Genomic DNA, 23,360 nt, shown 5'->3' on the forward strand with positions numbered 1-23,360 from the left:
TATTAAAAAATGTTTATTTGATAGGTTGGGTTATCCTTTTGTTTGATGTAAAAAGCTGTCATAGGCTTAATGCCATCTTTAAAATCAGGACAGGTTATCCCTGAACCCTTTAAATCAGATACGGCCTGTTTGCAATCAAAGTGCCCTTTCCAAGTAAAATAATCTAATGCTTCTTTCTCCACCCCAAGATATTTTCTCATCGGTTTAATGGATAAGAACCATTTGCCTAGGGTTAGGGGAATCATTCCTTTTGGCTGTTTGTTCAGTAATTCTTTCATCATTATTTCATATATCTCAGAAGCACGATAGGGGTTGGGGTCTGTTAGATGATATGTCTTTCCAGCGGCTTTGTCTAGATGGCTCAGATAAGTAGTTGCTTGAATAATATAGTCAATCGGAACAAGGTTTACATAGGATTCACCTTTTCCTAGTCGGGGTATAAGCGGGAGAAATTTTAATCGTTCTAAAAAGTTCATAATAAAATATGGCCCATCAAATTTAATGGTTTCACCTGTATGGGAGTGACCTTTGACAATCCCAGGGCGGATAATGGTAATAGGTACCTCATCTTTTAGTTTATCCACTAAAACTTCTGCTTTATATTTTGTTTCTTCATAGTGATTTTTAAAACTCTCCGGAGCGATGAGTTCCGTTTCATATAGAGTCCCTTCTCTATTTCCAACAACATACGCTGTACTAAAATAAGTATATCTTTCTATGTTTGGTAACTTTTTCACCCACTCATTTACGTTTTCTGTACCTTTAACATTGACTTTATAAGCAATTTCTCTAGGAACAGCTAAATCATAGATCGCAGCTAGATGGTAAACATGTGTAACTTTTTGCTGTAATTCTTGATTCTCCTCTGGTGTAATCGCGAGGTAAGGTTTAGTGATATCCCCAACAATAATTTTAAAGGATGACACTTCTAACCTATATTCTGAAACAATAGCCGTTAGTTCTTTATTTGCCTTCTCCACCATTTCAGGCAGGACAAGAACATAAATAATTCCATTGAAGTGATTTCTTTTTAGGACTTCACGAATCAATTGGTTACAAATAAAACCGGGAAAACCTGTGAAAAAATACCCTTTTTCCAACGTATCTCCTCCTTAGTCTATAACTAGACGATTGTAACCATTGTAAAGTCCCATGAAAAGATTCGTCCATAGGTAATTAGTCTGAATTTTCTGTTTAATACTTTCAAAAAAAAAGACGGGTTTCAATCCCGTCTTCTTTCTAAGCTTCCTGATCCATTGGATTATAGAGTTTGACCTTTGGATTTTTCTCCTGGAACCATCTGAGCGCAAAGTCGTTTTCAAACAAAAATACATATTGGTCAAAACGGTCTTTGACTAGAAGTGATCGGGAACTCGATAAATTTTCATCTACCGTTTCACCATCTACCCAGCGAGCAATTTTCGAGCCCATTCGTTCCATTATTACTTCAGCATTGTACTCATTTCTCATTCGATGCTCAAAAACCTCAAACTGCAATTGACCAACTGCACCTAATAAATAGTCATCGGTTTTAATTGTTTTATAAAGCTGGATTGCACCTTCTTGGACGAGCTGCTGAATTCCTTTATAAAAGGATTTTTGCTTCATTACGTTTTTGGCTGAAACCCTAACATACAATTCTGGTGTAAACTGAGGCAGCCTTTCATATTGAAAGTCATCCTTCCCAGATGTTAAAGTATCTCCTATTTGATAAGTGCCGGTGTCATATAAACCAATAATATCACCACTGACCGCCTCATCCACTGTGCTTCGTTCTTCAGCCATAAAGGATGTCGATTGGGAAAGCTTTATTTGTTTATTTAAGCGAGGAATATTCACTGTCATACCACGCTCAAATTTCCCGGAACAGACACGTACAAATGCAATCCTGTCTCGGTGTGCAGGATTCATATTGGCTTGAATTTTAAAGACAAAACCAGAAAATTGTTCCCCTAACGGATCAATTTTCCCTACGGATGAATTACGTGCCTTTGGCGGCGGAGCAAATTCCAAGTATGACTCAAGAAAGGTCTGAACACCAAAGGCAGTTAAGGCACTTCCAAAGAATACAGGTGTCAGGTTACCCGCGGCTATCTTTTCAGCTGAAAATTCATTTCCAGCCTCATTCAGCAGCATAATTTCATCAAGTGTTTGATCATACAGTCCTGACGTTTTTAAGGGATGTTCCCCAGCAATTTCTCCGTCTTCATTGAGTGGAATAAATCTTTCACTATCATCGACACGGAACTGTTCTACCCGATTGTTAAATCGATCATAAATACCAAGGAATTCTTTTCCCATACCTATTGGCCAGTTCATTGGATATGATTCAATGCCGAGAACTTCTTCTAATTCAGCCAAAAGTTCAAGCGGCGGCTTGCCTTGGCGATCGAGTTTATTCATAAATGTGAAAATCGGAATACCGCGCATTCGGCATACTTTAAAGAGCTTGAGTGTTTGTGCCTCTATCCCTTTTGCAGCATCGACGATCATCACAGCACTATCAACCGCCATCAAGGTGCGGTAGGTATCTTCACTGAAATCCTGGTGCCCGGGAGTATCCAAAATATTCACTCGAAATCCATCATAGTCAAATTGCATTACACTGGAGGTTACGGAAATACCCCGTTGCTTTTCAATTTCCATCCAGTCACTTGTTGCAAACTTTCCCGTTTTCTTCGCCTTTACAGTACCTGCATCACGAATGGCACCGCCGAATAATAATAACTTTTCAGTCAGCGTGGTTTTTCCGGCATCCGGGTGGGAAATAATCGCAAATGTCCGGCGTGACAATACATCTTCTTTAAAATTGTTACCCATTTCGTTTTCCTCTCTTTTGACAATAAATATTTTTGTCCATAACTTCAATCTTATCTCTCAAACGGAAACTTTGCAATATTTCTTTAAACCCGTGAGCATAAAGAATATAATGAAAGAAAGCGGTAATGAGGAAAATAAGTACCGTAAATACATAACCACAACGGAGGTACATGTCTTGGAGATTACTAAAATTGATCAGCAGACATTAAATTTATTGCATAAAGCATTTGAAATTGTTCTCAATGAGAATAAGATTCCTTTTAATAAAATTGGAATTGCTGAAGAAGACACACAATTATTATTTTTGTATGAAGGAAAAGATGAAAAAGTTCATACTTTTAGATGGAATAAAGCATCATGTATCGGTGCGAGTATCGGCGCAATTGCTCAAAGTGTATTACTGCCAATCATTCCACATCTTCGTTTATTATCATAGCCTTTCTAACCCACACCAGCATTTTTTCCCTAACCACGCTGGTGTATTTTTTTTTGGATGAAGGCATGTGTGTTTCCCACTAATTCCCACACCCATTTTTCTGGAAATCCCCTTATAATAGAGTATGACTCTGTTGAAGGAGATGAATGCATTGAATCAAAGTATAAGAAAAGCATCTAAATTTATTCCGCTCATTGCAGCGTTCATATTAGTGATTTCAGGCATTATCTGGATCGTTCAAACAACAAATAATGAAGTGTCTATTCCATTTTCATCTGTTGAAAAAACAATTCAGGAGCAAAATGGAAAACCTGTCATATTAAATGAACAGGCGAACGGTAAACTCTATATTAAAATTGGAGAATCAGAATACGTATCCCATATCCCACCAGAGAGCCAAATGATAGACAGGCTAGTTGGCAAATATAATATTGATTATTCGTATTCGACAAGCAGTCGCTATGGGAAATGGATTATGGGCGGCGTTATTCTCTTGCTTGTTGGAGCTGCCCTTGCACTTCAAAAAACAAAAGGCGGCTTTGGTCTAAATAATTCAATGAGAAATAGTGTGGCAACTGCTCGACCACTTCCACAAATTAGTTTAAATGATGTAGGTGGCCTCGGGGACGAAATGAAGGAAGAAATCTTACAAACCCTCACAATCCTAAAAGAACCGGAACGAGCAATAAAGTTGGGGATAAAACCACCAAAGGGAATTTTGCTGTACGGACCTCCCGGAACTGGTAAAACCTTGCTTGCTCAAGCAATTGCTCATGAATTAAATGCTTCATTCTTTACAGCCAGTGGATCAGCTTTTAATGAAATGTTTATTGGTGTAGGGGCAAGCCGAGTCCGTTCCTTGTTCAAAACAGCAAGAAAGCAAAGCCCTGCTGTTATTTTCATCGATGAAGTGGATGCTCTTGCTGCTAAAAGAAAAGCCCATGGCGGCGAGGAAGCAGAAAAAACATTAACTGAGTTACTTGTACAGCTGGATGGTGGACATTCTAATGATGGAATTCTATTTATTGCTGCAACCAATCGAAAAGATTTGCTAGATGAAGCTTTTCTTCGTCCTGGAAGGATCGACTTCTCCTTCCATGTACCGCTTCCCGATACAAAGGGAAGAAGAGAAATTATAACTATTCATGCGAAAGGGAAGTCCTTTGCTTCAGATGTACTTCCACAATTAGATACATTGGCAGAAAGCACCTCTGGTTTTTCCGGTGCAGAACTTCAATCCCTTTTTGAAACGGCCAGTAGGAGAGCTGTTCGAAACGGGCAGGATATGATTAAGAAGCAAGATCTTGACTACGCCCTTGATAGAACCATTTTAGGGAGTACATCCCGTTCATTGCAAGACCTTGAAACAAAGCGGAGAGTTGCCATCCATGAAGCAGGACATGCAATTGTTGCCTCTTTAACGAAGCCGGGATCTGTAAGGAAAGCTACAATAATCCCTCGCGGAGAGGCATTGGGGTATGTTGCACCCATTCCAAAAGAAATGCAACTTTCGACAACCAGTGACTTACTAGAGCGTGTGGCAATGGTCTTAGCAGGCGGAGTTGCCGAAAGAATGCATCTAGGTGAACATAGCATCGGTGTAAGCGGCGATGTCGGACAAGCAAAACAAATGATTGAGCAGATGGTGGATACTGGAATGCTTGAGGAAGGCTTCAGCTTGACTTTCAATAAACAGGATAAAGAAGAAAAAATGAAAGAACTATTTGGAAAAGCTTTAGAAAAAGCAGAAAATCTCATGAAAAGCTATCATGATCAGTACCAACAGTTAGTTGAAGCGTTATTAAAAAAGGAAACACTTGAAGGCTCTGAAATCGAAGAGATTGTTTGGGGAAAGAAGACTAATTTAAGTGAAAAGATTGTTTAATATTGTTATAGAAAACCAGGTTCTTGCACCTGGTTTTCTTATTGTTTGCGATTAATTATTTCATGGTTTTTTAATTTGGTGGAACACTAATTGTACTTCACAAAAAGGAAGTGAGTATAATGTTAGGCAGTCATATGATTTTTGAAAAAGAGCAGCATAAATATAATGACAAAGCTAAAGATTACATTGGCGATCAGCAAAGAACACAGGGCTTATTAAATAGAGCAATAAAAATGGCGAATAATAAAAAACAAAATTTAGAAGAAGTATGGGAAAAACTGCAGTTATTTTTTGATCTTGTTAAAGCCTATACAAAGGGCGAATATAAAAATGTCTCTCCAAGTACCATCCTTACCATTATTGGAACTTTGCTTTATTTTGTTTCACCACTTGATTTGGTACCTGATTTCATTATTGGGCTTGGCATATTAGATGACGCTGCTTTGATCGGCTTTACCGTAAAGAAAATTTCCAGCGAACTTGATGCATTTAGTAAATGGAAACGAGCCAATAATTTTGCACAAGAGAACCCGCTTGATTAACCAAGCGGGTTCTAAATTTGATGTTATTATCTAAAACAAGCTGCACCCACAATAATCAAGAGGATAAATAATACTACGATTAAAGCGAAGCCGCCGCCGTAACCACAGCCACCGCCATATCCAACTCCACATCCACCATATCCAACTCCACATCCACCATATCCACCGTATCCAAACATATTCATGACCTCCTTTTTATCTTAACTTGAAAAGCTTAGTAGCACCATGAAGCCCCAATAATGATTAACAAAATAAATAAAACGACTAGTAGGGCAAATCCGCCGCCGTAGCCACCAACTGCACCAGACATTTACATTACCTCCTTTTCTGAATTCCATATATCCTATTCACACAGATAAAAATGTGCGATAGACACATATCCAAATTACCTAGTTTTGAAAAAAAGAAGAAGCCCATTCTTTTCCACCAACATCAAGTAATAAAATAGGAAAGTACGTTCTAGGAAAATTCATTTTTACTAAATTCTTGGCATTTGATTGACAATTGTCACTGTCTTTCATAACATGTTCACAACCAAATGTAGATAGGAGACCCTAACTTGAGGAATGTCGTAACCCTTTTGTTTTTGATATTTATGGTAACTTTTCGAGTGATTACACGTTTAAGTTTAAAAGGAGAGAAACATAGTCCATTGAAAATTGGTCATAGAGGTGCAGCAGGATACTGCCCAGAAAATACATTTGCTTCTTTTAACAAAGCCTTAGACTTAGGTGTAGATTATCTTGAAATTGACGTCCAAATGACAAAAGATGGGGAATTGGTCGTGATTCATGATACCACCGTCAACCGGACAACGAATGGGAAGGGGAAGGTAAAGGATTACACCTTAAAGGAAATTCAAAACCTTGATGCAGGAAGTTGGTTCGATTTTAAATTTGCCGGGGAGAAAATCCCTTCCCTCACTGAGTTTCTTGATGAGTTTACCGGGAAAGTTGGGATTTTACTTGAATTAAAAAAACCATCACTATATCCACAAATTGTGGAAAAGACTGCCGAGGAACTGATCAAAAGGAAATTAACAACTGGAGAAAATCAAATGATTGTTCAATCCTTTGACCGAGATTCACTTAAACGTTTTCATGAACTGCTTCCTTCCATTCCGATTGGAGTATTAGTAAAGAATTCAGGAGTAAAAATGATTACGAACAAGGACTTAAGATCATTAACTAGCTATGTTTCTTATGTAAATCCCAAAATAACTATGGTTAATAAAAGGCTTATTAAAAGAATCCATCATCATGGATTAAAAACGATTATTTGGACCGTTAAAAAAAAGAATGATGTAATGACTTTAAAAGAACTACATGTCGAAGGAATTATCACTGACTTTCCAGATTTGTGTTAAGAAATCGATTAGGGTCTATTTTTACTTCCTGATTAGACCCTAACCTCCTCTTTTTATTAACATTTTGGTTCAACGATGGGCAGTTCCCGATTAACCAATTTGGGAGATAAAGGTTGAATACTGCAAAAACAGGATAGATCAACTAAAATACAGTTATTTGTTCTTACTAATGAAAACACCTCGTCACACAGATCAACCGGAAAACCATCTATATCGACAGGGACAAGCATCGAAAGCTTCGCACAGCAATTCCTTGTATCAAGCCTTTCTAATCTAAATACTTGAGTAGTAAAAAATATACCACTCTTCGTTCGCCCAAATACTTCAAATGCACATTTATCATTAGAGAGGACAAATGGAATGGTATCATATCCAATTTTAGCGCAAACAAATCGAAAATCTTCTAAAGATAATCTTTGTTGTTCTTCAAGCAACTCTTCCATTTCATTACATAAACAGTGCTTTTCACACAGTCCTTTTTCCAAGTCTTTCCCTCCCTTCGTTCCCATTCAAGCAACCCCCTCTTTTTAAATTATTCTATTTAGTGATTATGGTATAGGCTGCTTTCTTATGAAAAACAGGTAAGTGACTAATTATTTCTAAATAGGTTCCTGCCTAATTATTTTTTAATAGGCAAATAATTATTTTATAAGTGGGTGCTAGTCCCAATCCTGGACCGTTCAATTTATCTTATACAAAAGAAATACACCGTTATTTTTATAAAAAAAATACAGCTTACGTTTAGTAAGCTGACTAATTTAAAAGAATACAATATACAGAATGAGTGCCAATACAATTCGATAAATGGCAAACGGCAAAAGTTTTATTTTATTAATAAGCTTTAAGAAAAAACGAATAGACAGTAATGCAAAAACAAAGGCACTGATAAATCCTGCGATGAAGATAGGTAAGGCATCCATCGTCATATATTCCCAATTCTTTAATAAGGACAGAAAACTTGCACCAGCCATAATTGGCACGGCCATAATAAAAGTAAAATCAGCCGCGGCTTTGTGACTCATCCCCATCAAAACCCCTCCCGAGATGGTTGAACCAGACCGGGAGAAACCAGGCCAAAGGGAGAAACATTGAAATAGACCAACTGCCAGGGCTTGTCGATAGGAAATTTGATCAACAGTTTGCGTTTTCGGCTGTTTTGGACCAATAATATCTGCAATAATCATTAAAAAAGCACCAATGACCAATCCTATCAAAACCGTTGATGTTGAAAATAAGTGTTCGTCAATATAGTCATCAAAAAGGACACCTAATACACCCGCAGGGATTAATCCAACTAAAACCTGTGTTAATTTAAGACGTCCTTGTCCCGAACCTGTTAGCTTGTTGATACGGCCTAGCCCCAATAGATCAATAAATCGATCTTTAAAGGTAACGACAACCGCAAGAATCGACCCAAGCTGGATCACGATTTTAAACGTATTAGCTCCTTGTTGTGTCAAAAACGTTTCAGATCGCAGCCACATATCATCAACAATAATCATGTGACCAGTTGAAGAAACTGGTGCAAATTCTGTTAATCCTTCTACTAATCCAAGCAAAATAGCTTTAATAATCATAAGTAATTCCATGTTGTGAGTTTCTCCTAACTATTGCGTCAGTATCGTAAATCATGATGAATTACAACCAATTTATTCTACTGATAAACTAACAATATAGCAATATCTTTTTATTGGCATTTATATTATATATAACGAATAGAACAGATAATAGTTTCATTTACTTTTTCCATCGTACAAAAATACGGCCTTCGATATTATCGGGCCACACCTAGGTTTTCGCTAATCAATAATCCCCATTCGAATTGCTTTGACGGCAACTTCTGTCCTATTTTGGGCATTTAATCTTTTCATGATATTAGATATATAATCTCTAACCGTAAATTCACTTAAATATAATTTTAAAGCAGCTTCTGCCGTCGATGCACCATCTGCTAACAGTTTGATAATCTCTGTTTCCCGTGGTGACAGAGAAACTGAATTCCCTGAGGGTAAGTCTTGCTTTTTAATAATAGCTTCAATAAATTTTGACAATAATTCTCCAGAACTTTGGCCAAATTTCATTAACGCTGGAAAAAGACTTGTATCCACTGTGAAATGAGTGCCCTGACCTTGATCTAAGATCACTCCACCGATTATCTTCCCTTCTTCTGGAACATAAATTGGCACAATAATTAAGGAGGCAAGGTCGAACTTTCTCACATACATCTCTGGAAGGTCATGTTCTGCAACAGGTATATAAATGGGCTGAAAGTTTTTCATTTCACTGCCTTGTGATTTTAGTTTAACAAGACTTTCGCTAAGGACAGGAATATTAGTAATTTTTTCTGCAATCGCTTGCACTTCATGGTTATTGAAATGATGTCCATATAAACCAATACCAATACTTTCCTCATTGGTAAACTTAAAAAGAGCACACCTTTTAAAAGGAAGAAAATAACCAAATCCGAAGCAAATATTCTCAATGGACTCGCGAAAATTTTGCGAGCGGATAATCCATTCATTAAAAAGAATCACAGCATCCTTCCAAATACTATAATTATCTTTTTCGGTTGGAAAAAGCATCACTTCACTAATTTTTGAAAATAAATAGTGGACAGACGGATGTAATTTTGATGAGTATGTAATCCTTGATTTTAATACCCGATGTGCTGCGTTCTCCAACAAGTTAAGATGAAAAATAAGTGCCTCCGGTTGCGGACTCCTTTGAAACGTCTCCAACCACTCAACTTGTATTTCATTCAGCATTCCATAAATATCAATCGAACCTTCATTTACAGATCGTAGAAACTTGTCTAAGAATTCACTTATAAATTCAAAAACCGCAACTGACTTTTTATTTGTATTCTTAAGAGATTGGAGCATAATTCCCCATTCTTGTATTAAATCATCTTGATAATTAGCTAGCAATTTAACAGCATCGTTTAAGAGATTGTCCAAATGGTGGTTTAATGACTTAGACATTATGATCGCATTCCCTTCCCTAAAGATCTTAGCTGTCATTTCCCCTGAATTAAATCACAGTTTACGTTTATACATATTTCAACTAAACCCGCCAAAATTCCTGCTAAATTTGGATACTTTTGTTTTTCTGTAGAATCTTGTACTTTCCTTTTAAATTAGCATTACAAACTTCCTACAAATGTAGGGATACCACAAAACGGCAATTTATCATAAAATTGTGACGAATAGTGTAAGCCTTTACATTTAATCTGCTTTCACATTCTAAAATCAGAAAAAGGAGGAGATGCAATGAATTTTGCAACAGAAACAGTAATTGTTGGAGGGCAAACAGTTCGAAAGAAGTTGGTCTATGCACTATTAGGTGGTTTTTTGTTTTTAGGGATGCTTTTAAGTATTTTTGGTATTACAGGTGTAGCAGTTGCAGCACCATTAAGTGGCTTTGGAGAATTTACTGTTAAATTTGATAAGATGGTTGGCCAAGGCTTTCAATTATATGGTGGAGTTGCAGATGGTGCAACTACTAAAAATAATCCAGTTGCAGTTAATGCTATTGATAAGGCCACAATTAATGGGTTAGAAATTTCTAAAGCAATCCCAGCTCTTGGTATCCGTGTTGTTATTAGCTCTGATAAGCCAGTTGAAATTAATGGACTTCTTCAAAAAGCTACCATGGTCAATGGTGATGCTAAGTTTGATGAACTTACGATGTCCGAAAATTATATTGGAGATTATGACCTTACTGATCCAAAACAAAGAGCTGAGGCAATAGCTAAGGAATTCACCCAAAAGGCCAACACAATTACAATCGAAAATGGTAATTTGCAAACATTATATCTATTCCAAAAAACTGTAAGTTTACCAGGAATGAAGGTTTATTTCGAAAAACTCAACTAATTTAACCATCACAGAATATTGAGTAAGGATGATAAAAATGAACTCTACTTATTCAAAACGTGAGCGGTTTAGGAATTGGAGAGCAAGGCGCCCCTTTTGGGGGGCGACCTTGTGTATCCTTTCTGGACTGATCATTTTATGGGTCCCGGCAAAACTTTATGAATTAGCGGCAGCACCCGGAAGTATTCTATTTGTTGGCTTTTTCTTAGGAGGAATCACGCTATTAATGGGTGTGCTTTCCTTTATGATGCAAAGGCTTTCCACCCTCCTTGGAGTTATTGCGATTTTCGCATCTGTTCTTTCAATTATGGGGGCGTTAGGCGGTTTCTTTATTGGAACCATTCTCGGTATCATTGGCGGTTCCATGTTGATTGCCTGGAAACCCCAACTTGGTATTAATGAGAGCAAACAACAGTCAGAACAAGATAATTCAGCTGAAAAGGAAGTTGCCACAGGGAAGGAAATTTCACCAGAAAAAATGTAATAAGATAGGTACTATTGTACTGGACTAGAGCAGTTCGGTCTGGAAATACTAATAGCATATGCAGAAATGGTGATGTTCTTTGAGACATAGATATTATTTTAATAGGTTTATAATCATTTTGATTCTAATTATTAGTGGTCTACTTATCTCATCGAAGGATAGTTTTGCAAGCGATCCAAAAATTATTGGATTTATTATTGAGGCAACTCAAATGGAAGGGACAATGCAAGAACCGTCTATGACTGTTGGTGATACAACAGTACAAAAAAATCAGGCAATGCTTGAATTGAAATTTGAAAATCTTTCAGCTGAAGGCTTGACTATTAAGAAGTTAGTAAAGTCACCACAGGGAATTGTAACAATTGATATGAGTCCAGAGGATAAAGTCCTTTTTAACAATTTAAGCCTAAAAGTTACCAATGCTCAATTTAGTGAGAACTACCTGCCCACAACTGGAAACTTCGGTCTCAAAAATATTAAACTCTTAGCACATAGTGTAACAGCTAATCATTCGATTCTCCCCCAATTTAAGCTAAGTCTCAACGAGGGGGGGCAAGTTGAAATGGAATCAAAGAGCGAGGAGGAACTCCTTCAAATGAAAACATATCTACAGCAATTAATAAGTAACACACCATAATTAATAAGCGATGCATCGACAGCATCGCTTATTTTTATGGTTTGTCGCTGATAATTCTCATTACACGTCCATTAAATTTCTTTTTATAGAAACCGCTCGTTAGATCTGCAATGGCAATCCCTGTTGAGCTTTGTGAACCAATGAATTTACCTCCACCAAGATAAATTCCCACATGCCCATCAATCTTATAAGTATCAAAGAATACTAGATCACCAGGTTGTGCCTCACTCATTAAAACTCTTGTTCCAGTATTTTTTAAAATATCTGTATGGGCTCCAACATTAATTCCTGCCTGTTTAAAGGCCCATGCAACAAAGCCGGAACAATCAAATCTGCCATGTTCAACATCATAAGAATTTCTCCCCCCGCCAAAAACATAAACAGAATTCCCAATATACTTATCACCTGCGTGGATAACAATATTAGTTGTTTCATTTGAGGTAGTAGGTATTAAAACATTAATCTTATTAGTCTCTTTCGTATCATCCTTGTATGTATTACCTTTTATTTGTGCCTCTTTCGATGCAAGCGTACCATCTTCAATTTGTAAATCTGCCATTAATGCAAGTTTTTCTTGCTCTTTTAATTTCAAATCTTCTTTTAGTGCATCATTTTGCTCTTTTTGTTCTAAAATTTGGGCTTGCATTCCAACTAGCTCTGTTTTCAAGTTTTGCAAATCATTTAGCTTTTTTACTACAGAAGATTGTTTCTTTTCAATTTCCTTTTGGTCCTCTATATGCTGTGTAACAAGATCTTGGTCTGCTTCAACCATTGTCGCAACGGCACCAAGTCGACTCACAAAGTCACTAAAACCTGAGGCGCCAAGAATTACATCTATATAACTAACCTTGCCACTTACTTGAAGGGATAAGGCACGTTTTTTTAACAATTCATTTCGTTTATTGATTCTTTCTTGAATTGTGGTAAGTTCCTGTTGAAGGGTTTTCACTTCGAACTGTGATTCTTTCACTTTTTCTTCCGTTTGAACTATCATTTTATTATTATCTTTAATCGCTAACTCAACTCTAGTAATTTGTTCCGATAATTTTGTATATTCATTTTGGATCTGTAATATTTCCTGATATGTTTTGGAGATATCCGTTTGAAGACCTGAACGCTGATCCTGTATTTTTTTAAGGTTAGTTGCTTCTGCATTCACTGTCGAAATTGAGTATACACTTCCTAGCCCCATAATAATGGTCGTACTTAATACGATTAACTTCTTTTTCAATTAAGTTCCCCTGCCTTCTTAATATCCAAATTACCTCATATTACCAATCTTGTCTAATCTTAATTAAAAGTATAACATCCAGATTTGTAAAAAAAGTAAGATTAAAATTAAATTTCTATTTCAATGGCTATTATTGGAGGGTTTTTAACAAAGTGTTCAATTTTTACTTAAAATTGCATGCAAACGAACAAAAATAAAAGACCACAATCTCTTATTTCTTAATGAAAAGAGATGGTGGTCCTTATAAAATGTCTGTTATTTTTATTCAAAGCTGCTATTTCTCCTACATGATAAAAATAATTATTTTGTTTTAATTAACTCTTTAAAACTAGACTTGCCTCTTTCAACAAGATTTAAATGAGAATCTTTTGCTAATTTAACATATTGCTTTCTTACTTTGAGCCACGCATTTCGACGGTTACGCTCAAAAGCTACACCCGATTCTGCATTTTTTTCAAAATTATCTTCCATCTGATCCACAAAATGAACAATCGACTTAATTGGAGTAAGGGCGACTTTCTCTAATTGGCCTGAGACCTCTACAATTTGGTTCTTAAGCTCTTCTCGATCGGTTGGTGATACCTCTTCATCCTTAGGTTCCTCTTTACCAAATGGTAACTGGTTCATTAGTTCTGAAACCATTTCCTTGTTGGTTTTTTTGGATTGTTGATATAAATTTCCAACTGAATTCCTAAATTGCTTATTAAACTTGATGACTTCCCTTACTGCATTAATATATGCATCTTCCCTATTTTCCCGAAGCTGTTCTGCACGTTCACGTGATAACTCAAATTGATCCCAAAATGTGTTTACAAATGAACCTACGGCTACCGATTCCTCTGCTGACGGATTAATTGTTTCTACTGCAGATAGAACCGTTTCATTTTTCTTCTGTGCCATCGTCTTTCCTCCTCTTTCTATTATTGACTTTCTCTATTGGATCCTTCTTATGAAATGAAGGCATATAGAGCTCAAAGAAACTTGAATACATTTTGAAAAATTGATCCAATAACGATTGGTAGGATTCTAGTTGATTGGCATAGCCTTTTAAGTATGTAATACCAGCTTTAGTTATTGAATATCTCCTTTTTGCAGGGCCACTGCCTGTCGTATCCCATTCTGAAGATAGAAGCTCTTCCTTTTCAAGCTGTCTTAATAATCTGTATAAATTCCCTTGATCAAGTGTCTTAAAACCAAATGCCTCTAGCTTCTGGCTGAGTTCGTATCCATGAAGTGAAACCTTGCTAAGAAGCAATAAAATAAATGGTAGCACAAAATTTTTCGATGGATTAATTGTTTGATTGTCTTGATTCACCATATCTTTATCACCTCACCCTATATATGTATTTTACACCTATCAGTAATATTTTGTCAACCAAGTAAATAAATATGAATAAAAGTTGAATAACAGCGTTTACCATTTCCTTTATTTGGGAATAAACTATAAAAAATAAGAAGGTGGTGTGAAATGGAAAAGGCAAAAATGAGTAAATTGGGGGTTCCTTATTTACGTTTAGGTAAAGGGGAACCATTGGTGTTAATCCATGGTTTAGGTGAAGTTAAAGAAGGATGGGAAGACCAATATGAATTAGCAGACCAATTTGAGCTAATCATCCCCGATTTACGCGGTCATGGGGAATGCCATAAATCGGATGGAATTTCAATTCGAAATTTTGCTTCGGACGTAATTGGGTTATTAGAGGAGTTAGAAGTTAATAACGCACACATTCTAGGTCTTTCGATGGGCGGTGCCGTTGCACAGGAAATGTACCGTCAGGCTCCAACCTGCTGCCGTACACTCCTATTAATAAGCTCATTCCACTATTTCCCCAAAAAATTAAAGGGTTTATTATTTGATCCACGAAAAGGAAAATTGGAACGAATTTCAACTTCTGGCCAACCCTCAGAATTTGCTGCACGGATGGCACTTTACTCTTGGGATAAAGAAACGGTTGAAAAGTTCGATAAGTTTTTCCAACCTAAACGAGGTATTTTTATTGACTCCCTGCTAGCATGCTTTGAGGTTAATAATTTAACTTTACTTCCGACCATAAATGTACCAACCCTTATTGTTGGGGGACAATACGATGCAGTATTACCTATTTGGATTCAGTTGTGGATGCATAAGCTAATGCCACATTCAGAATTTATTATTATGAGGAATACCGGTCATCTTGCCAAACTAGAAGCAAAAGACCGGTTTAATAATCTCCTGCGGAAATTCCTTGTTCAACAAAAAACTGCCTAATTAATTATAAAGCGGGAAGGATAAATCCTTCCCGCTAATAATTTATTCCAATCACTACTCAATCTATGAGTGAAATTCCTAAATTTCTTGTGAACGTAAAGATAGCCAATTATCTGCAAAAATGGCAAACCTTCCTGTTAAAGCTAATGAGACATGGCCACCTTCAAAAACCTGGTATGTTTTATCTTTACTAGATACCATGTCAATAACAGGGAGACTTTGTTTCTCTAGGATCAAAGTATCTCTTGACGTGGAGAAGACAAAGAAAGAGCAGGTGATACTTTTTAAATCTACTTTTCTCCCACCAATTTTAAGCTCGCCTTTAAGAAGTTTGTTATCTTTATATAAATCATTAAATAATTGTTTGAACGCTGCACCTGAAAACGATGCAGAGTCTTTTGTCCACTTGTCCATCTGCCGCCACTTTTTAACATACTCTGGATCATGCGCACGGGAAATCAGGTTGATCATTGGACTCACATAAACCGGAGAGAGTCCTCTGAACATTCCATACATAATTTCTGATGGAATTACTCCATACACCTCAGAAAGACGATCAAAGTTAATAATCCCATTTTGCAGCCCTTTTAACCACTTATCCGGAACAATACCAACACTAAAGTCAATTGGAACTGTAGCGAGGACTAAATTCTTAATTGGTAATTTCGTAAGTGAGGCAAAGATTGCTGCAATGGTCCCGCCTAAACAATAGCCAATCATTGAGATTTCTTTTGCCCCTGAATGTCGTAGGGCTCGTTTGACGCCCTTTTCTAAATAATCAAGGATATAATCGTCTAGTGTAATATCATTATCTTCGTATCCAGGAGAACCCCAATCTAGAAAATATACATCGTATCCTCGTTCTGTTAACCCACCGACTACACTGCTCCCTTCCCCGATATCTAAAATATAAGGTTTATTTAGGAGTGAGTAGACTAAAAATATAGGAATCTGATACTTTTTTTCTTTTGCCGGATGATAATATAAGGTTGATTTATTTTTTTTCCAAATAATCTCTCTTTGTGTCGAGACAATATCCGGCTTCGGTTCTGTCAAGACTTTATAGACTGTATTCCACCTTGCAATTTCTTTTTCAATATCAAGAAGTGGTATTAAATTAGAAACCGATGCTTTAGGACTCATCCTTTTCAGCTCCTTTCTTCCTTAGTGCCAGCACCAGTAAGAACTAGCTCTTTTTCTTTATCTTTTGTCTTTCCTTTTTGTAAAAGATTTTTCAATGTGGCCAGTTCTTGCTTAATTTCCGATAAATCTACAATACCCTGCCGTAATTCATGAACGTCTTCTTTCAGTTTTTGTGTTTCTGCTACTTCTTGGGCCATTTTTTGGAATTCGTCCTTCATTTGTTGGACGATGCTCACTATTTCTTGAAACATAGCCAAGTTTTCATTATTTAACGAACCTAAACTATCCTGTAAATTCCAAATTTGCTCTTCTAAAATATCAATTTTTTCTTCCGTTTGAAGAGACAGCTTTGCTACATTTGCCACATCTTTTTTCGTTGGAATATTTATTACTCCTGCCATGAGTTCTTGGTTTTTTCGTAACAATTCCATGTAACGTGCGTGACTTTCCGTACCAACCTTCAATAGCCGAACGAACTCATTGTTGTCAGTCATCATGAATAACAGACCATTCAAACGTTTTTCCCACATGCTACTTATTTTTCTGAATCCTAGAAAAGGATCATATATTTTATCCTTAGACATTCATTATCGCTCCCTTGTAATTATGATTTAGTAAGTTCTTCTGTTTTTTCCATATATTTATTTAATGGGAACATCAGTGTTTCAATTTGTTTCGCAAAAAGATTAACAAAACCCTTTTGATTTTCATAGATAAGATTTCCTGCTTGTTTAACGGTTTTGATATATTGATTCCTGCTTTTTTTCCTAATAGCAATATATTGATCTATAATTTCAAGGTATTTATCCATAGCTTGATAATTTGTTATCTTTTGAAAAGGTTTGTGTAGAATCGACATAGTTCTTTTTTGAATTTGATTAATCTGGGCATTGATTTCTTCATATGATCTTAGCGGAAAGAAATGTTGCAAACTTGTTGTGGACATCAAGAATTCTTCTCTAGCTGTTCTTTCCCATTCGGTAAATTCCTTGTTAAATTTTTCAGCTAGTGCCTTTATGTTTCCTTGATTTCTTTGAATGTTGTCTGCAAAAAACATTGCCTCTTTAAGGAAAACCTCATCCCGGAAATCACCGCGCTTTGCCCATTCGTCTAATTCATTAAAAGCATTGTGCCAGAGGGTATCTAAGCTTGAAAGTTGTGCTTCACCAGCTTCTTTTTCGATGACCTTTTCCTCTACGATCATAGTTTCAAGTACGGGTTCTTCTACTGCTTCTGAATCTAGCTCCTTTTTTGCTTCATTTTCATGAGAGGCTCCAACTTCTTGCTTTTTCTTCCTTGATTTTGTTTCTTTTACTGGTTCTTTTTCTATTTCATTTTTGTCAGTCATCTTACTCGCATCCTTTCAATTTAATGTTTTTTTAAGAAATCGATCACTTTTTCATCGACAGCTTTCTGCGCTTCTATTAAGTATAGGTGCCCAGCGCCGGAGACAATATAAAGCTCTGAATCTTTAATTCTATCTGCTAACATTTTCCCATTTTCAACAGGAATGAGCCTATCTGCATCCCCATGGAGGACTAATACCGGAATATTGATTTTGGTCAGTTCCTCATACGTATCATGGGCAAGACATGCTTGGAATTGCTGCATAATTCCATGGACCGGTGTTGGAATCTCTATCATTGTTTCAATATGCTCTGCAATGGAATCTCGATGGTTTTCTATGAAGGATGTGCTGTAGAGTATGGGAACAGATGCCCATGCAGCTTCTAGTGGTGTAGTTGGCATAGTAGCACCTGAGAGTAACGTCATAATCACTTCTCCACCGGGCGCGACTTGATTAATTCCTCCTGGTGAAGTACATCCAAGGATGAGTGATTTGATGCGTTCCGGATAATTTACTGCCAAGCGCTGGGCAATCATTCCCCCCATTGATATCCCATATACGTGTGCCTGCTCCACACCTGCTGCATCTAGGACAGCTTTTGCATCATCTGCCATTAGTTCTATCGTATAAGGGGTTTCTGGCTTGGAGCTTCTCCCTGTTCCGCGATTGTCAAAAATAATCACCTTAAACTGTTCTGCTAATACTGGGAGGCTTTTTTTCCATGATAATAAATTATGGGCTAATCCCATTATTAATAACAAAGGTTCGCCTTCACCATGGACTTCATAATAAAGCTCGATACCATTTGCATTTGTTATTGGCATTATAAAATCTCCTTTTTATTTCTCCACTTTTTCCTGTTCTTTGCGAAGCATTCTTCTAAGCAGCTTGCCTACTGATGATTTAGGTAACTCGTCTAATAATTCAATTTCCTTTGGAACTTTATACGGTGCAAGATTCAGTGTGGCAAACTCGATCAGACTTTGTGGTGAAACTGAAGCACCGGCTTTAAGCTTTACAAACGCCTTTACAGTTTCTCCTCTATACATGTCTGGAATTCCAATTACAATTGCTTCCTCAACAGCTTCATGCTGATAAAGTACTTCTTCTATTTCACGTGGATAAACATTGTATCCGCTCGCAATAATAATATCCTTCTTACGGTCTAGTATATAAAAGTATCCGTCTTCGTCCATTTTGGCAATGTCTCCAGTATAGAGCCATCCGTTTTTCAGTACCTGATCCGTATCTCCAGGTCGTCGCCAGTAACCTTTCATGACTTGTGGACCGCGAAGGAGTAACTCTCCCGCCTCTCCAACAGGCACATCCACTAATTCTTCCGGTGTTTCTTTTACAATTCGCGCCTCGGTACCAGGGAGCGGGATCCCTACACTACCCAATTTTTGTGCAAGGAAAGGAGGTGTTGCGATCGCTGATGGTGCCGTTTCTGAGAGCCCGTACCCATCTACCACTCTTGCCCCTACTCTTTTCTCGAATGATTTTATCTGCTCGATAGGCAACGGTGCACCGCCGCTGTTCAAATAGAAAATTTCCCCAATATTGCTTTCTTCTAATAGTGGGTGGTTGTTTAAAGCAAAAATCATTGTTGGGACTACTGTCATATGGAATGGCTTCTCTCTTTTAATAAGCTCAAGCAGCTCGGTTGCATCAAATCGCGGCATGATTAGTTGATTACAACCTATCCTGATTGCGGCAAGTGCATTACACGAGAGTCCATATACATGAAACATTGGAAGGACACTGACAATTTTAAAGTTTTCCGGTTTCTCATCAACAGCATTATAAGTAAAATCACATACTTGAATAGTATTGGCAAGAAGATTGTAGTGAGTAAGCATTACACCTTTAGAAACCCCTGTTGTACCACCAGTGTATTGTAAAAGTGCTACATCTTCATGTACATTTATCGGGACATCAGGGATAACGTTGTCATGGGTAAGGAAGTCATCAAAATAAATATCCCCAGCTTCAAGTGGTATTCTGTTGCCGCCAAAACCAACGACAATAACCTTTTTCAAAGAGGTTTTTGGCTTTACCTGAATAACTTTTGGGTAAAAGGCTTCAAATACGACCATGTACTCTGCTTCTGAGTCATTAAGAACATATTCAATTTCTCGTTCTACATACATTGGATTGACTTGAACGTTGATTCCACCCAACCGGAACCCGGCAAATAAACTAAAAATATAATGAGGACAGTTAGGAAGCATTATTGCCAGACGATCACCCTTTTTAAGACCAATCCGATATAATGAAGCTGCAAACCATTCCGAGATCATTCTAGTTTCCTTGTAGCTCCAAGATCTGTCAAAAAAAGTAAGCGCAGGTTTTTCATTATGAATATTTGCCGCTTGCTTCAATAGGTCAAATAATGAATCGTAATCTACTGAAACTTGTTCACTAATTCGGGGATCATAACACTTCAACCAAGGTTTTTTCATATATACCATAGTAGCCACTCCTTGTTTTTCCCTCTAATTTATTAAAAAAATTGAAAACTATTTTGAGAATCAGTCCCAAAATAGTTGGGACTGATTTTTATAGGTTATTTCCCCAAAAATGCCTGATGGTAAATTTCTGCCAGTTCGCTAATAAACGGTTGTTTCGGATTTGCAATCGTGTCTTGGTCGTCGAATGCAAGTTCAGCGAGAGCTGTTACTTTGCTTTCAAATTCTGTTGCATTGACACCATTTGCTTCGATACTCATTGGAATTTCCAAGTCTTTAGCCAGCTTAATAATTGCATGAATTAGGCTTTCAACACCTTCCTCTGTTGTTCTTGCAGGTAGACCAAGCATTTTGGCAATTTCAGCATAGCGCTCGTCTGCAATAAAACTTTCATATTTAGGATAGGTCATGAATTTATTTGGCTTAGCAGCATTATAACGAATGACATGCGGCAAAAGAATCGCATTGGCACGTCCGTGCGGGATGTTAAATTCTGCACCTAAAACATGGGCAAGGCTATGATTAATCCCTAGGAAGGAATTGGCGAAGGCCATCCCAGCTATTGTCGATGCGTTATGCATTTTTTCGCGTGCAAGCTCATCACTGCCATCCCTATAGGCCATTGGCAAATACTTAAAGACAAGCTGAATTGCTTTCAATGCAAGTCCATCTGTATAGTCATTCGCTAAAACTGAGACGTACGACTCAATTGCATGTGTCAGGACATCCATACCCGTATCAGCAGTAACATGCTTTGGAACTGTCATGACAAACTGTGGATCGATGATTGCGACATCAGGTGTCAATTGGAAATCTGCTAGTGGATATTTCATATTTGACCTTTTATCTGAAATAACAGAAAAAGCGGTAACCTCTGAACCTGTCCCGGAAGTAGTCGGAATCGCTACAAATTTTGCTTTTTCACGAAGAACTGGGAATTTTACCACTCTTTTACTTGGGTCAAAGAATTTTTGTGTTAAACTGTGGAAATCTGTTTCTGGATGCTCGTAGAATAACCACATTGCTTTCGCTGCATCCATAACAGAACCGCCGCCAAGGGCAATAATACAATCCGGCTGAAACTTTCTCATTCTTTCCGCACCTGTCATAACCGTTTCAATGCTCGGTTCCGGTTCAATATCGGAGAAAGTTTCAAATTGGATTTTACTTGGATTCTTATCAAGATAATAAAGAACCTTGTCGACATAGCCATTTTTCAAAGGGCTTCCACTTGTAACAATAAAAGCTTTTGAGATACCTGGGATTGAAGCAAGCGTTTGAATTGAATTTTTCTCAAAGAAAATCTGTGAAGGCACTTTAAACCACTGGGTAAACGTTCTTCTTTTGGCAACCTTTTTAATATTTATCAGATTTTCTGCTCCTACATTTTGTGACACAGAGTTCCCCCCATAAGTACCACATCCGATTGTTAATGACGGCAATGATGTGTTATAGATATCCCCAATCGCCCCATGGGTCGATGGTGTATTAACCATGATTCTGCCGGCTTTCATACGAAGTGCGAACATATCTACTAAATTCTGATCAGCTGTATGAATCGCAGCAGAGTGTCCAAGTCCACCGTATTCTAGAGTTTCCTCCGCAATAAGCATACCCTCTGCAAAACTATTAACCTTGTAACACGCAAGAAGCGGACTTAGTTTTTCACATGAAAGCGGATATCTTGGACCTACTCCCTTTAATTCGGCAATGAGAATCTTGGTATTTACCGGGACATTTACTCCAGCCAGTTTAGCAATCATCGCAGCTGGCAACCCAACGATTAAATGATTGATTGAATTGGTTTTTTCAAAAACTGCAACCTTTTCCACCATTAATCTTTCTTCTTCATTAAGAAAATAACAATTATTTGCTATCATTTCTTGCTTAACTTCTTCATAAATTTCTTGATCGATAATAAGAGCTTGTTCAGAAGCACAGATCATTCCGTTATCAAATGTTTTGGACAAGATAACGTCATTGACTGCCCTTTTAATGTTGGCGGTTTTTTCAATATAACAAGGCACATTTCCAGCGCCAACTCCTAGTGCCGGTTTACCGGAGCTGTAAGCAGCCTTTACCAAATTTGGTCCACCTGTTGCTAGGATCATGGATACCTTCGGATGTTTCATTAAGGCCTGAAAGGCTTCGTGGGAGGGGACTTCGATCCATTGAATACAATTCTCTGGAGCACCTGCCTTAATGGCAGCTTCCTTAAGTAGTTTTGCTGTCTCAGTGCAGCATTTTTGCCCAAACTGCGGGAATGCAAAAATAATTGGATTCCTCGTTTTAAGTGAAATCAATGATTTAAAGATAACAGTCGACGTCGGATTTGTAATCGGGATGACCGCTGCGATCACACCAACTGGTTCAGCAATCTCTACCATTCCTTCATTTTCGTTTTCACGAATAACACCCACAGTTTTCATATCTCGAATATTGTTGTAAATGAATTCTGTGGCAAACATATTCTTGAAAACTTTATCTTCATAAACGCCTCTTCTTGTTTCTTTAACTGCAAGCTTTGCTAGATTCTTATGATTTTGAAGGGCCGTAAGAGCCATTTGTTTGACGATTTCGTCGATCATTTCCTGGTTGAAACATCGAAAATCTCCGAGCGCCTTTGCAGCATTATTAGCTAATTTATCAATCATCGAAGCAATCATTTGTTTTTCTTGTACTGCCTTTTCTTCAACTGCCATTTTATATCCCTCCGTATTCATTACTACTTTAGAAATTCGACTAAAATCAGGCTCGTATACTAAGCAAATGGGTTTAAACTCACTCCCTTTTCTCTATTGGCTAAAATATATCACGACAGATAAATCGAAATTTGTCGAATTGTGCGAAAAAATGAATGAATAACCATTCATTATT

At 37.3% G+C, this 23,360-nt stretch carries 24 protein-coding genes; 8 read left to right on the forward strand and 16 right to left on the reverse strand.

From position 1 onward, the window contains the following. Positions 1–2: 2 nt before the first annotated feature. Together BDR01S_RS04015 and BDR01S_RS04020 are read right to left on the reverse strand one after the other, a co-directional pair. Positions 3–1,100, reverse strand: coding sequence for an SDR family oxidoreductase (locus BDR01S_RS04015; RefSeq protein ID WP_066252354.1), 1,098 nt, complete (start codon positions 1,098–1,100; stop codon positions 3–5). 139 nt (positions 1,101–1,239) lie between these two features. Continuing rightward, a complete protein-coding gene (locus BDR01S_RS04020) occupies positions 1,240–2,820 on the reverse strand; it encodes a peptide chain release factor 3 (protein WP_066252351.1) in 1,581 nt (526 codons plus the stop codon). 91 nt (positions 2,821–2,911) lie between these two features. On the opposite strand from BDR01S_RS04020, the gene BDR01S_RS04025 reads away from it, so the two are divergent. The 3 genes from BDR01S_RS04025 to BDR01S_RS04035 all read left to right on the forward strand — a co-directional run bounded on the left by BDR01S_RS04025 (position 2,912) and on the right by BDR01S_RS04035 (position 5,683). Next, positions 2,912–3,256 (forward strand): hypothetical protein, encoded by a 345-nt coding sequence (locus BDR01S_RS04025; RefSeq protein WP_169801409.1) that lies wholly within the window; start codon positions 2,912–2,914, stop codon positions 3,254–3,256. Between the two features lie 151 nt (positions 3,257–3,407). Then, positions 3,408–5,141, forward strand: a complete 1,734-nt coding sequence (locus tag BDR01S_RS04030) for an AAA family ATPase (RefSeq protein WP_235846488.1) — start codon at positions 3,408–3,410, stop codon at positions 5,139–5,141. Positions 5,142–5,275: 134 nt separating this feature from the next. Then, a complete protein-coding gene (locus BDR01S_RS04035) occupies positions 5,276–5,683 on the forward strand; it encodes a YkvA family protein (RefSeq protein WP_235846489.1) in 408 nt (135 codons plus the stop codon). A gap of 26 nt (positions 5,684–5,709) precedes the next feature. Here the strand turns inward: BDR01S_RS04035 and BDR01S_RS04040 are convergent, their stop codons facing one another. Beyond that, positions 5,710–5,862 (reverse strand): YjcZ family sporulation protein, encoded by a 153-nt coding sequence (locus BDR01S_RS04040; protein ID WP_066252347.1) that lies wholly within the window; start codon positions 5,860–5,862, stop codon positions 5,710–5,712. A gap of 35 nt (positions 5,863–5,897) precedes the next feature. Then, on the reverse strand, positions 5,898–5,993 hold the full coding sequence (locus BDR01S_RS04045; protein WP_066252345.1) for a YjcZ family sporulation protein: 96 nt from the start codon (positions 5,991–5,993) through the stop codon (positions 5,898–5,900). 285 nt (positions 5,994–6,278) lie between these two features. On the opposite strand from BDR01S_RS04045, the gene BDR01S_RS04050 reads away from it, so the two are divergent. Next, positions 6,279–7,049 (forward strand): glycerophosphodiester phosphodiesterase, encoded by a 771-nt coding sequence (locus BDR01S_RS04050; RefSeq protein ID WP_157412956.1) that lies wholly within the window; start codon positions 6,279–6,281, stop codon positions 7,047–7,049. A gap of 56 nt (positions 7,050–7,105) precedes the next feature. Here the strand turns inward: BDR01S_RS04050 and BDR01S_RS04055 are convergent, their stop codons facing one another. From BDR01S_RS04055 to BDR01S_RS04065, 3 genes are all read right to left on the reverse strand, one after another. Further along, entirely contained in the window at positions 7,106–7,558 is a 453-nt protein-coding gene (locus BDR01S_RS04055) for a CotY/CotZ family spore coat protein (RefSeq protein ID WP_066252342.1), read from the reverse strand. Positions 7,559–7,807: 249 nt separating this feature from the next. After that, positions 7,808–8,638 (reverse strand): undecaprenyl-diphosphate phosphatase, encoded by an 831-nt coding sequence (locus tag BDR01S_RS04060; RefSeq protein WP_066252340.1) that lies wholly within the window; start codon positions 8,636–8,638, stop codon positions 7,808–7,810. Positions 8,639–8,848: 210 nt separating this feature from the next. Next, positions 8,849–10,030, reverse strand: coding sequence for a response regulator transcription factor (locus BDR01S_RS04065; RefSeq protein ID WP_066259826.1), 1,182 nt, complete (start codon positions 10,028–10,030; stop codon positions 8,849–8,851). Between the two features lie 288 nt (positions 10,031–10,318). Here BDR01S_RS04065 and BDR01S_RS04070 point away from each other — a divergent pair, with 288 nt between their 5' ends. From BDR01S_RS04070 to BDR01S_RS04080, 3 genes are all read left to right on the forward strand, one after another. Further along, the gene (locus tag BDR01S_RS04070; protein ID WP_066252339.1) at positions 10,319–10,924 is read left to right on the forward strand and encodes a DUF6230 family protein; all 606 of its coding nucleotides are present in this window, start codon (positions 10,319–10,321) and stop codon (positions 10,922–10,924) included. Between the two features lie 37 nt (positions 10,925–10,961). Next, positions 10,962–11,408: a DUF6114 domain-containing protein gene (locus BDR01S_RS04075; protein ID WP_066252338.1), complete on the forward strand. Its 447-nt coding sequence runs from the start codon at positions 10,962–10,964 to the stop codon at positions 11,406–11,408. 118 nt (positions 11,409–11,526) lie between these two features. Continuing rightward, positions 11,527–12,045 (forward strand): hypothetical protein, encoded by a 519-nt coding sequence (locus BDR01S_RS04080; protein ID WP_157406102.1) that lies wholly within the window; start codon positions 11,527–11,529, stop codon positions 12,043–12,045. A 34-nt stretch (positions 12,046–12,079) separates the two neighbouring features. On the opposite strand, the gene BDR01S_RS04085 is transcribed toward BDR01S_RS04080, so the two are convergent. The 3 genes from BDR01S_RS04085 to BDR01S_RS04095 form a co-directional block, all read right to left on the reverse strand. Next, positions 12,080–13,276, reverse strand: a complete 1,197-nt coding sequence (locus BDR01S_RS04085; protein ID WP_066252333.1) for a coiled-coil domain-containing protein — start codon at positions 13,274–13,276, stop codon at positions 12,080–12,082. 300 nt (positions 13,277–13,576) lie between these two features. Then, positions 13,577–14,176, reverse strand: a complete 600-nt coding sequence (gene phaP, locus BDR01S_RS04090; protein ID WP_066252331.1) for a polyhydroxyalkanoic acid inclusion protein PhaP — start codon at positions 14,174–14,176, stop codon at positions 13,577–13,579. Next, positions 14,157–14,594 carry a helix-turn-helix transcriptional regulator gene (locus BDR01S_RS04095; RefSeq protein ID WP_066252329.1) on the reverse strand — a complete coding sequence of 146 codons (438 nt, stop codon included), beginning with the start codon at positions 14,592–14,594 and terminating at the stop codon, positions 14,157–14,159. The genes phaP and BDR01S_RS04095 overlap by 20 nt, the downstream gene beginning before the upstream one ends. 150 nt (positions 14,595–14,744) lie before the next feature. On the opposite strand from BDR01S_RS04095, the gene BDR01S_RS04100 reads away from it, so the two are divergent. Next, on the forward strand, positions 14,745–15,524 hold the full coding sequence (locus BDR01S_RS04100; RefSeq protein WP_066252328.1) for an alpha/beta fold hydrolase: 780 nt from the start codon (positions 14,745–14,747) through the stop codon (positions 15,522–15,524). A gap of 78 nt (positions 15,525–15,602) precedes the next feature. Here BDR01S_RS04100 and BDR01S_RS04105 read toward each other — a convergent pair whose 3' ends face one another. The 6 genes from BDR01S_RS04105 to adhE all read right to left on the reverse strand — a co-directional run bounded on the left by BDR01S_RS04105 (position 15,603) and on the right by adhE (position 23,185). Continuing rightward, complete coding sequence (locus BDR01S_RS04105; RefSeq protein ID WP_066363022.1) at positions 15,603–16,667, reverse strand: alpha/beta fold hydrolase; 1,065 nt, start codon at positions 16,665–16,667, stop codon at positions 15,603–15,605. A 5-nt stretch (positions 16,668–16,672) separates the two neighbouring features. Next, entirely contained in the window at positions 16,673–17,251 is a 579-nt protein-coding gene (locus tag BDR01S_RS04110; protein ID WP_066252326.1) for a hypothetical protein, read from the reverse strand. Between the two features lie 20 nt (positions 17,252–17,271). Beyond that, on the reverse strand, positions 17,272–18,015 hold the full coding sequence (locus tag BDR01S_RS04115; RefSeq protein ID WP_082797298.1) for a hypothetical protein: 744 nt from the start codon (positions 18,013–18,015) through the stop codon (positions 17,272–17,274). A 20-nt stretch (positions 18,016–18,035) separates the two neighbouring features. Further along, positions 18,036–18,839, reverse strand: coding sequence for an alpha/beta fold hydrolase (locus BDR01S_RS04120; RefSeq protein ID WP_066252325.1), 804 nt, complete (start codon positions 18,837–18,839; stop codon positions 18,036–18,038). Positions 18,840–18,854: 15 nt separating this feature from the next. After that, positions 18,855–20,486 carry a long-chain-fatty-acid--CoA ligase gene (locus tag BDR01S_RS04125; RefSeq protein WP_066363025.1) on the reverse strand — a complete coding sequence of 544 codons (1,632 nt, stop codon included), beginning with the start codon at positions 20,484–20,486 and terminating at the stop codon, positions 18,855–18,857. 95 nt (positions 20,487–20,581) lie between these two features. Continuing rightward, positions 20,582–23,185: a bifunctional acetaldehyde-CoA/alcohol dehydrogenase gene (adhE, locus tag BDR01S_RS04130; RefSeq protein WP_066252324.1), complete on the reverse strand. Its 2,604-nt coding sequence runs from the start codon at positions 23,183–23,185 to the stop codon at positions 20,582–20,584. Positions 23,186–23,360 lie beyond the last annotated feature (175 nt).

The sequence above is a fragment of the Neobacillus drentensis NBRC 102427 genome (assembly GCF_001591445.1).
Lineage (GTDB): Bacteria > Bacillota > Bacilli > Bacillales > Cytobacillaceae > Neobacillus > Neobacillus drentensis.

What these genes read in the sequence shown, in the direction of transcription:
- BDR01S_RS04020 (WP_066252351.1), bottom strand. Translation starts at nt 2,820, where the DNA reads ATGGGTAACAATTTTAAAGAAGATGTATTGTCACGCCGGACATTTGCG.
- BDR01S_RS04035 (WP_235846489.1), top strand. Translation starts at nt 5,276, where the DNA reads ATGATTTTTGAAAAAGAGCAGCATAAATATAATGACAAAGCTAAAGAT.
- BDR01S_RS04040 (WP_066252347.1), bottom strand. Translation starts at nt 5,862, where the DNA reads ATGTTTGGATACGGTGGATATGGTGGATGTGGAGTTGGATATGGTGGA.
- BDR01S_RS04045 (WP_066252345.1), bottom strand. Translation starts at nt 5,993, where the DNA reads ATGTCTGGTGCAGTTGGTGGCTACGGCGGCGGATTTGCCCTACTAGTC.
- BDR01S_RS04050 (WP_157412956.1), top strand. Translation starts at nt 6,279, where the DNA reads ATGGTAACTTTTCGAGTGATTACACGTTTAAGTTTAAAAGGAGAGAAA.
- BDR01S_RS04055 (WP_066252342.1), bottom strand. Translation starts at nt 7,558, where the DNA reads ATGGGAACGAAGGGAGGGAAAGACTTGGAAAAAGGACTGTGTGAAAAG.
- BDR01S_RS04060 (WP_066252340.1), bottom strand. Translation starts at nt 8,638, where the DNA reads ATGGAATTACTTATGATTATTAAAGCTATTTTGCTTGGATTAGTAGAA.
- BDR01S_RS04065 (WP_066259826.1), bottom strand. Translation starts at nt 10,030, where the DNA reads ATGTCTAAGTCATTAAACCACCATTTGGACAATCTCTTAAACGATGCT.
- BDR01S_RS04070 (WP_066252339.1), top strand. Translation starts at nt 10,319, where the DNA reads ATGAATTTTGCAACAGAAACAGTAATTGTTGGAGGGCAAACAGTTCGA.
- BDR01S_RS04075 (WP_066252338.1), top strand. Translation starts at nt 10,962, where the DNA reads ATGAACTCTACTTATTCAAAACGTGAGCGGTTTAGGAATTGGAGAGCA.
- phaP (WP_066252331.1), bottom strand. Translation starts at nt 14,176, where the DNA reads ATGGCACAGAAGAAAAATGAAACGGTTCTATCTGCAGTAGAAACAATT.
- BDR01S_RS04095 (WP_066252329.1), bottom strand. Translation starts at nt 14,594, where the DNA reads ATGGTGAATCAAGACAATCAAACAATTAATCCATCGAAAAATTTTGTG.
- BDR01S_RS04100 (WP_066252328.1), top strand. Translation starts at nt 14,745, where the DNA reads ATGGAAAAGGCAAAAATGAGTAAATTGGGGGTTCCTTATTTACGTTTA.
- BDR01S_RS04105 (WP_066363022.1), bottom strand. Translation starts at nt 16,667, where the DNA reads ATGAGTCCTAAAGCATCGGTTTCTAATTTAATACCACTTCTTGATATT.
- BDR01S_RS04110 (WP_066252326.1), bottom strand. Translation starts at nt 17,251, where the DNA reads ATGTCTAAGGATAAAATATATGATCCTTTTCTAGGATTCAGAAAAATA.
- BDR01S_RS04115 (WP_082797298.1), bottom strand. Translation starts at nt 18,015, where the DNA reads ATGACTGACAAAAATGAAATAGAAAAAGAACCAGTAAAAGAAACAAAA.
- BDR01S_RS04120 (WP_066252325.1), bottom strand. Translation starts at nt 18,839, where the DNA reads ATGCCAATAACAAATGCAAATGGTATCGAGCTTTATTATGAAGTCCAT.
- BDR01S_RS04125 (WP_066363025.1), bottom strand. Translation starts at nt 20,486, where the DNA reads ATGGTATATATGAAAAAACCTTGGTTGAAGTGTTATGATCCCCGAATT.
- adhE (WP_066252324.1), bottom strand. Translation starts at nt 23,185, where the DNA reads ATGGCAGTTGAAGAAAAGGCAGTACAAGAAAAACAAATGATTGCTTCG.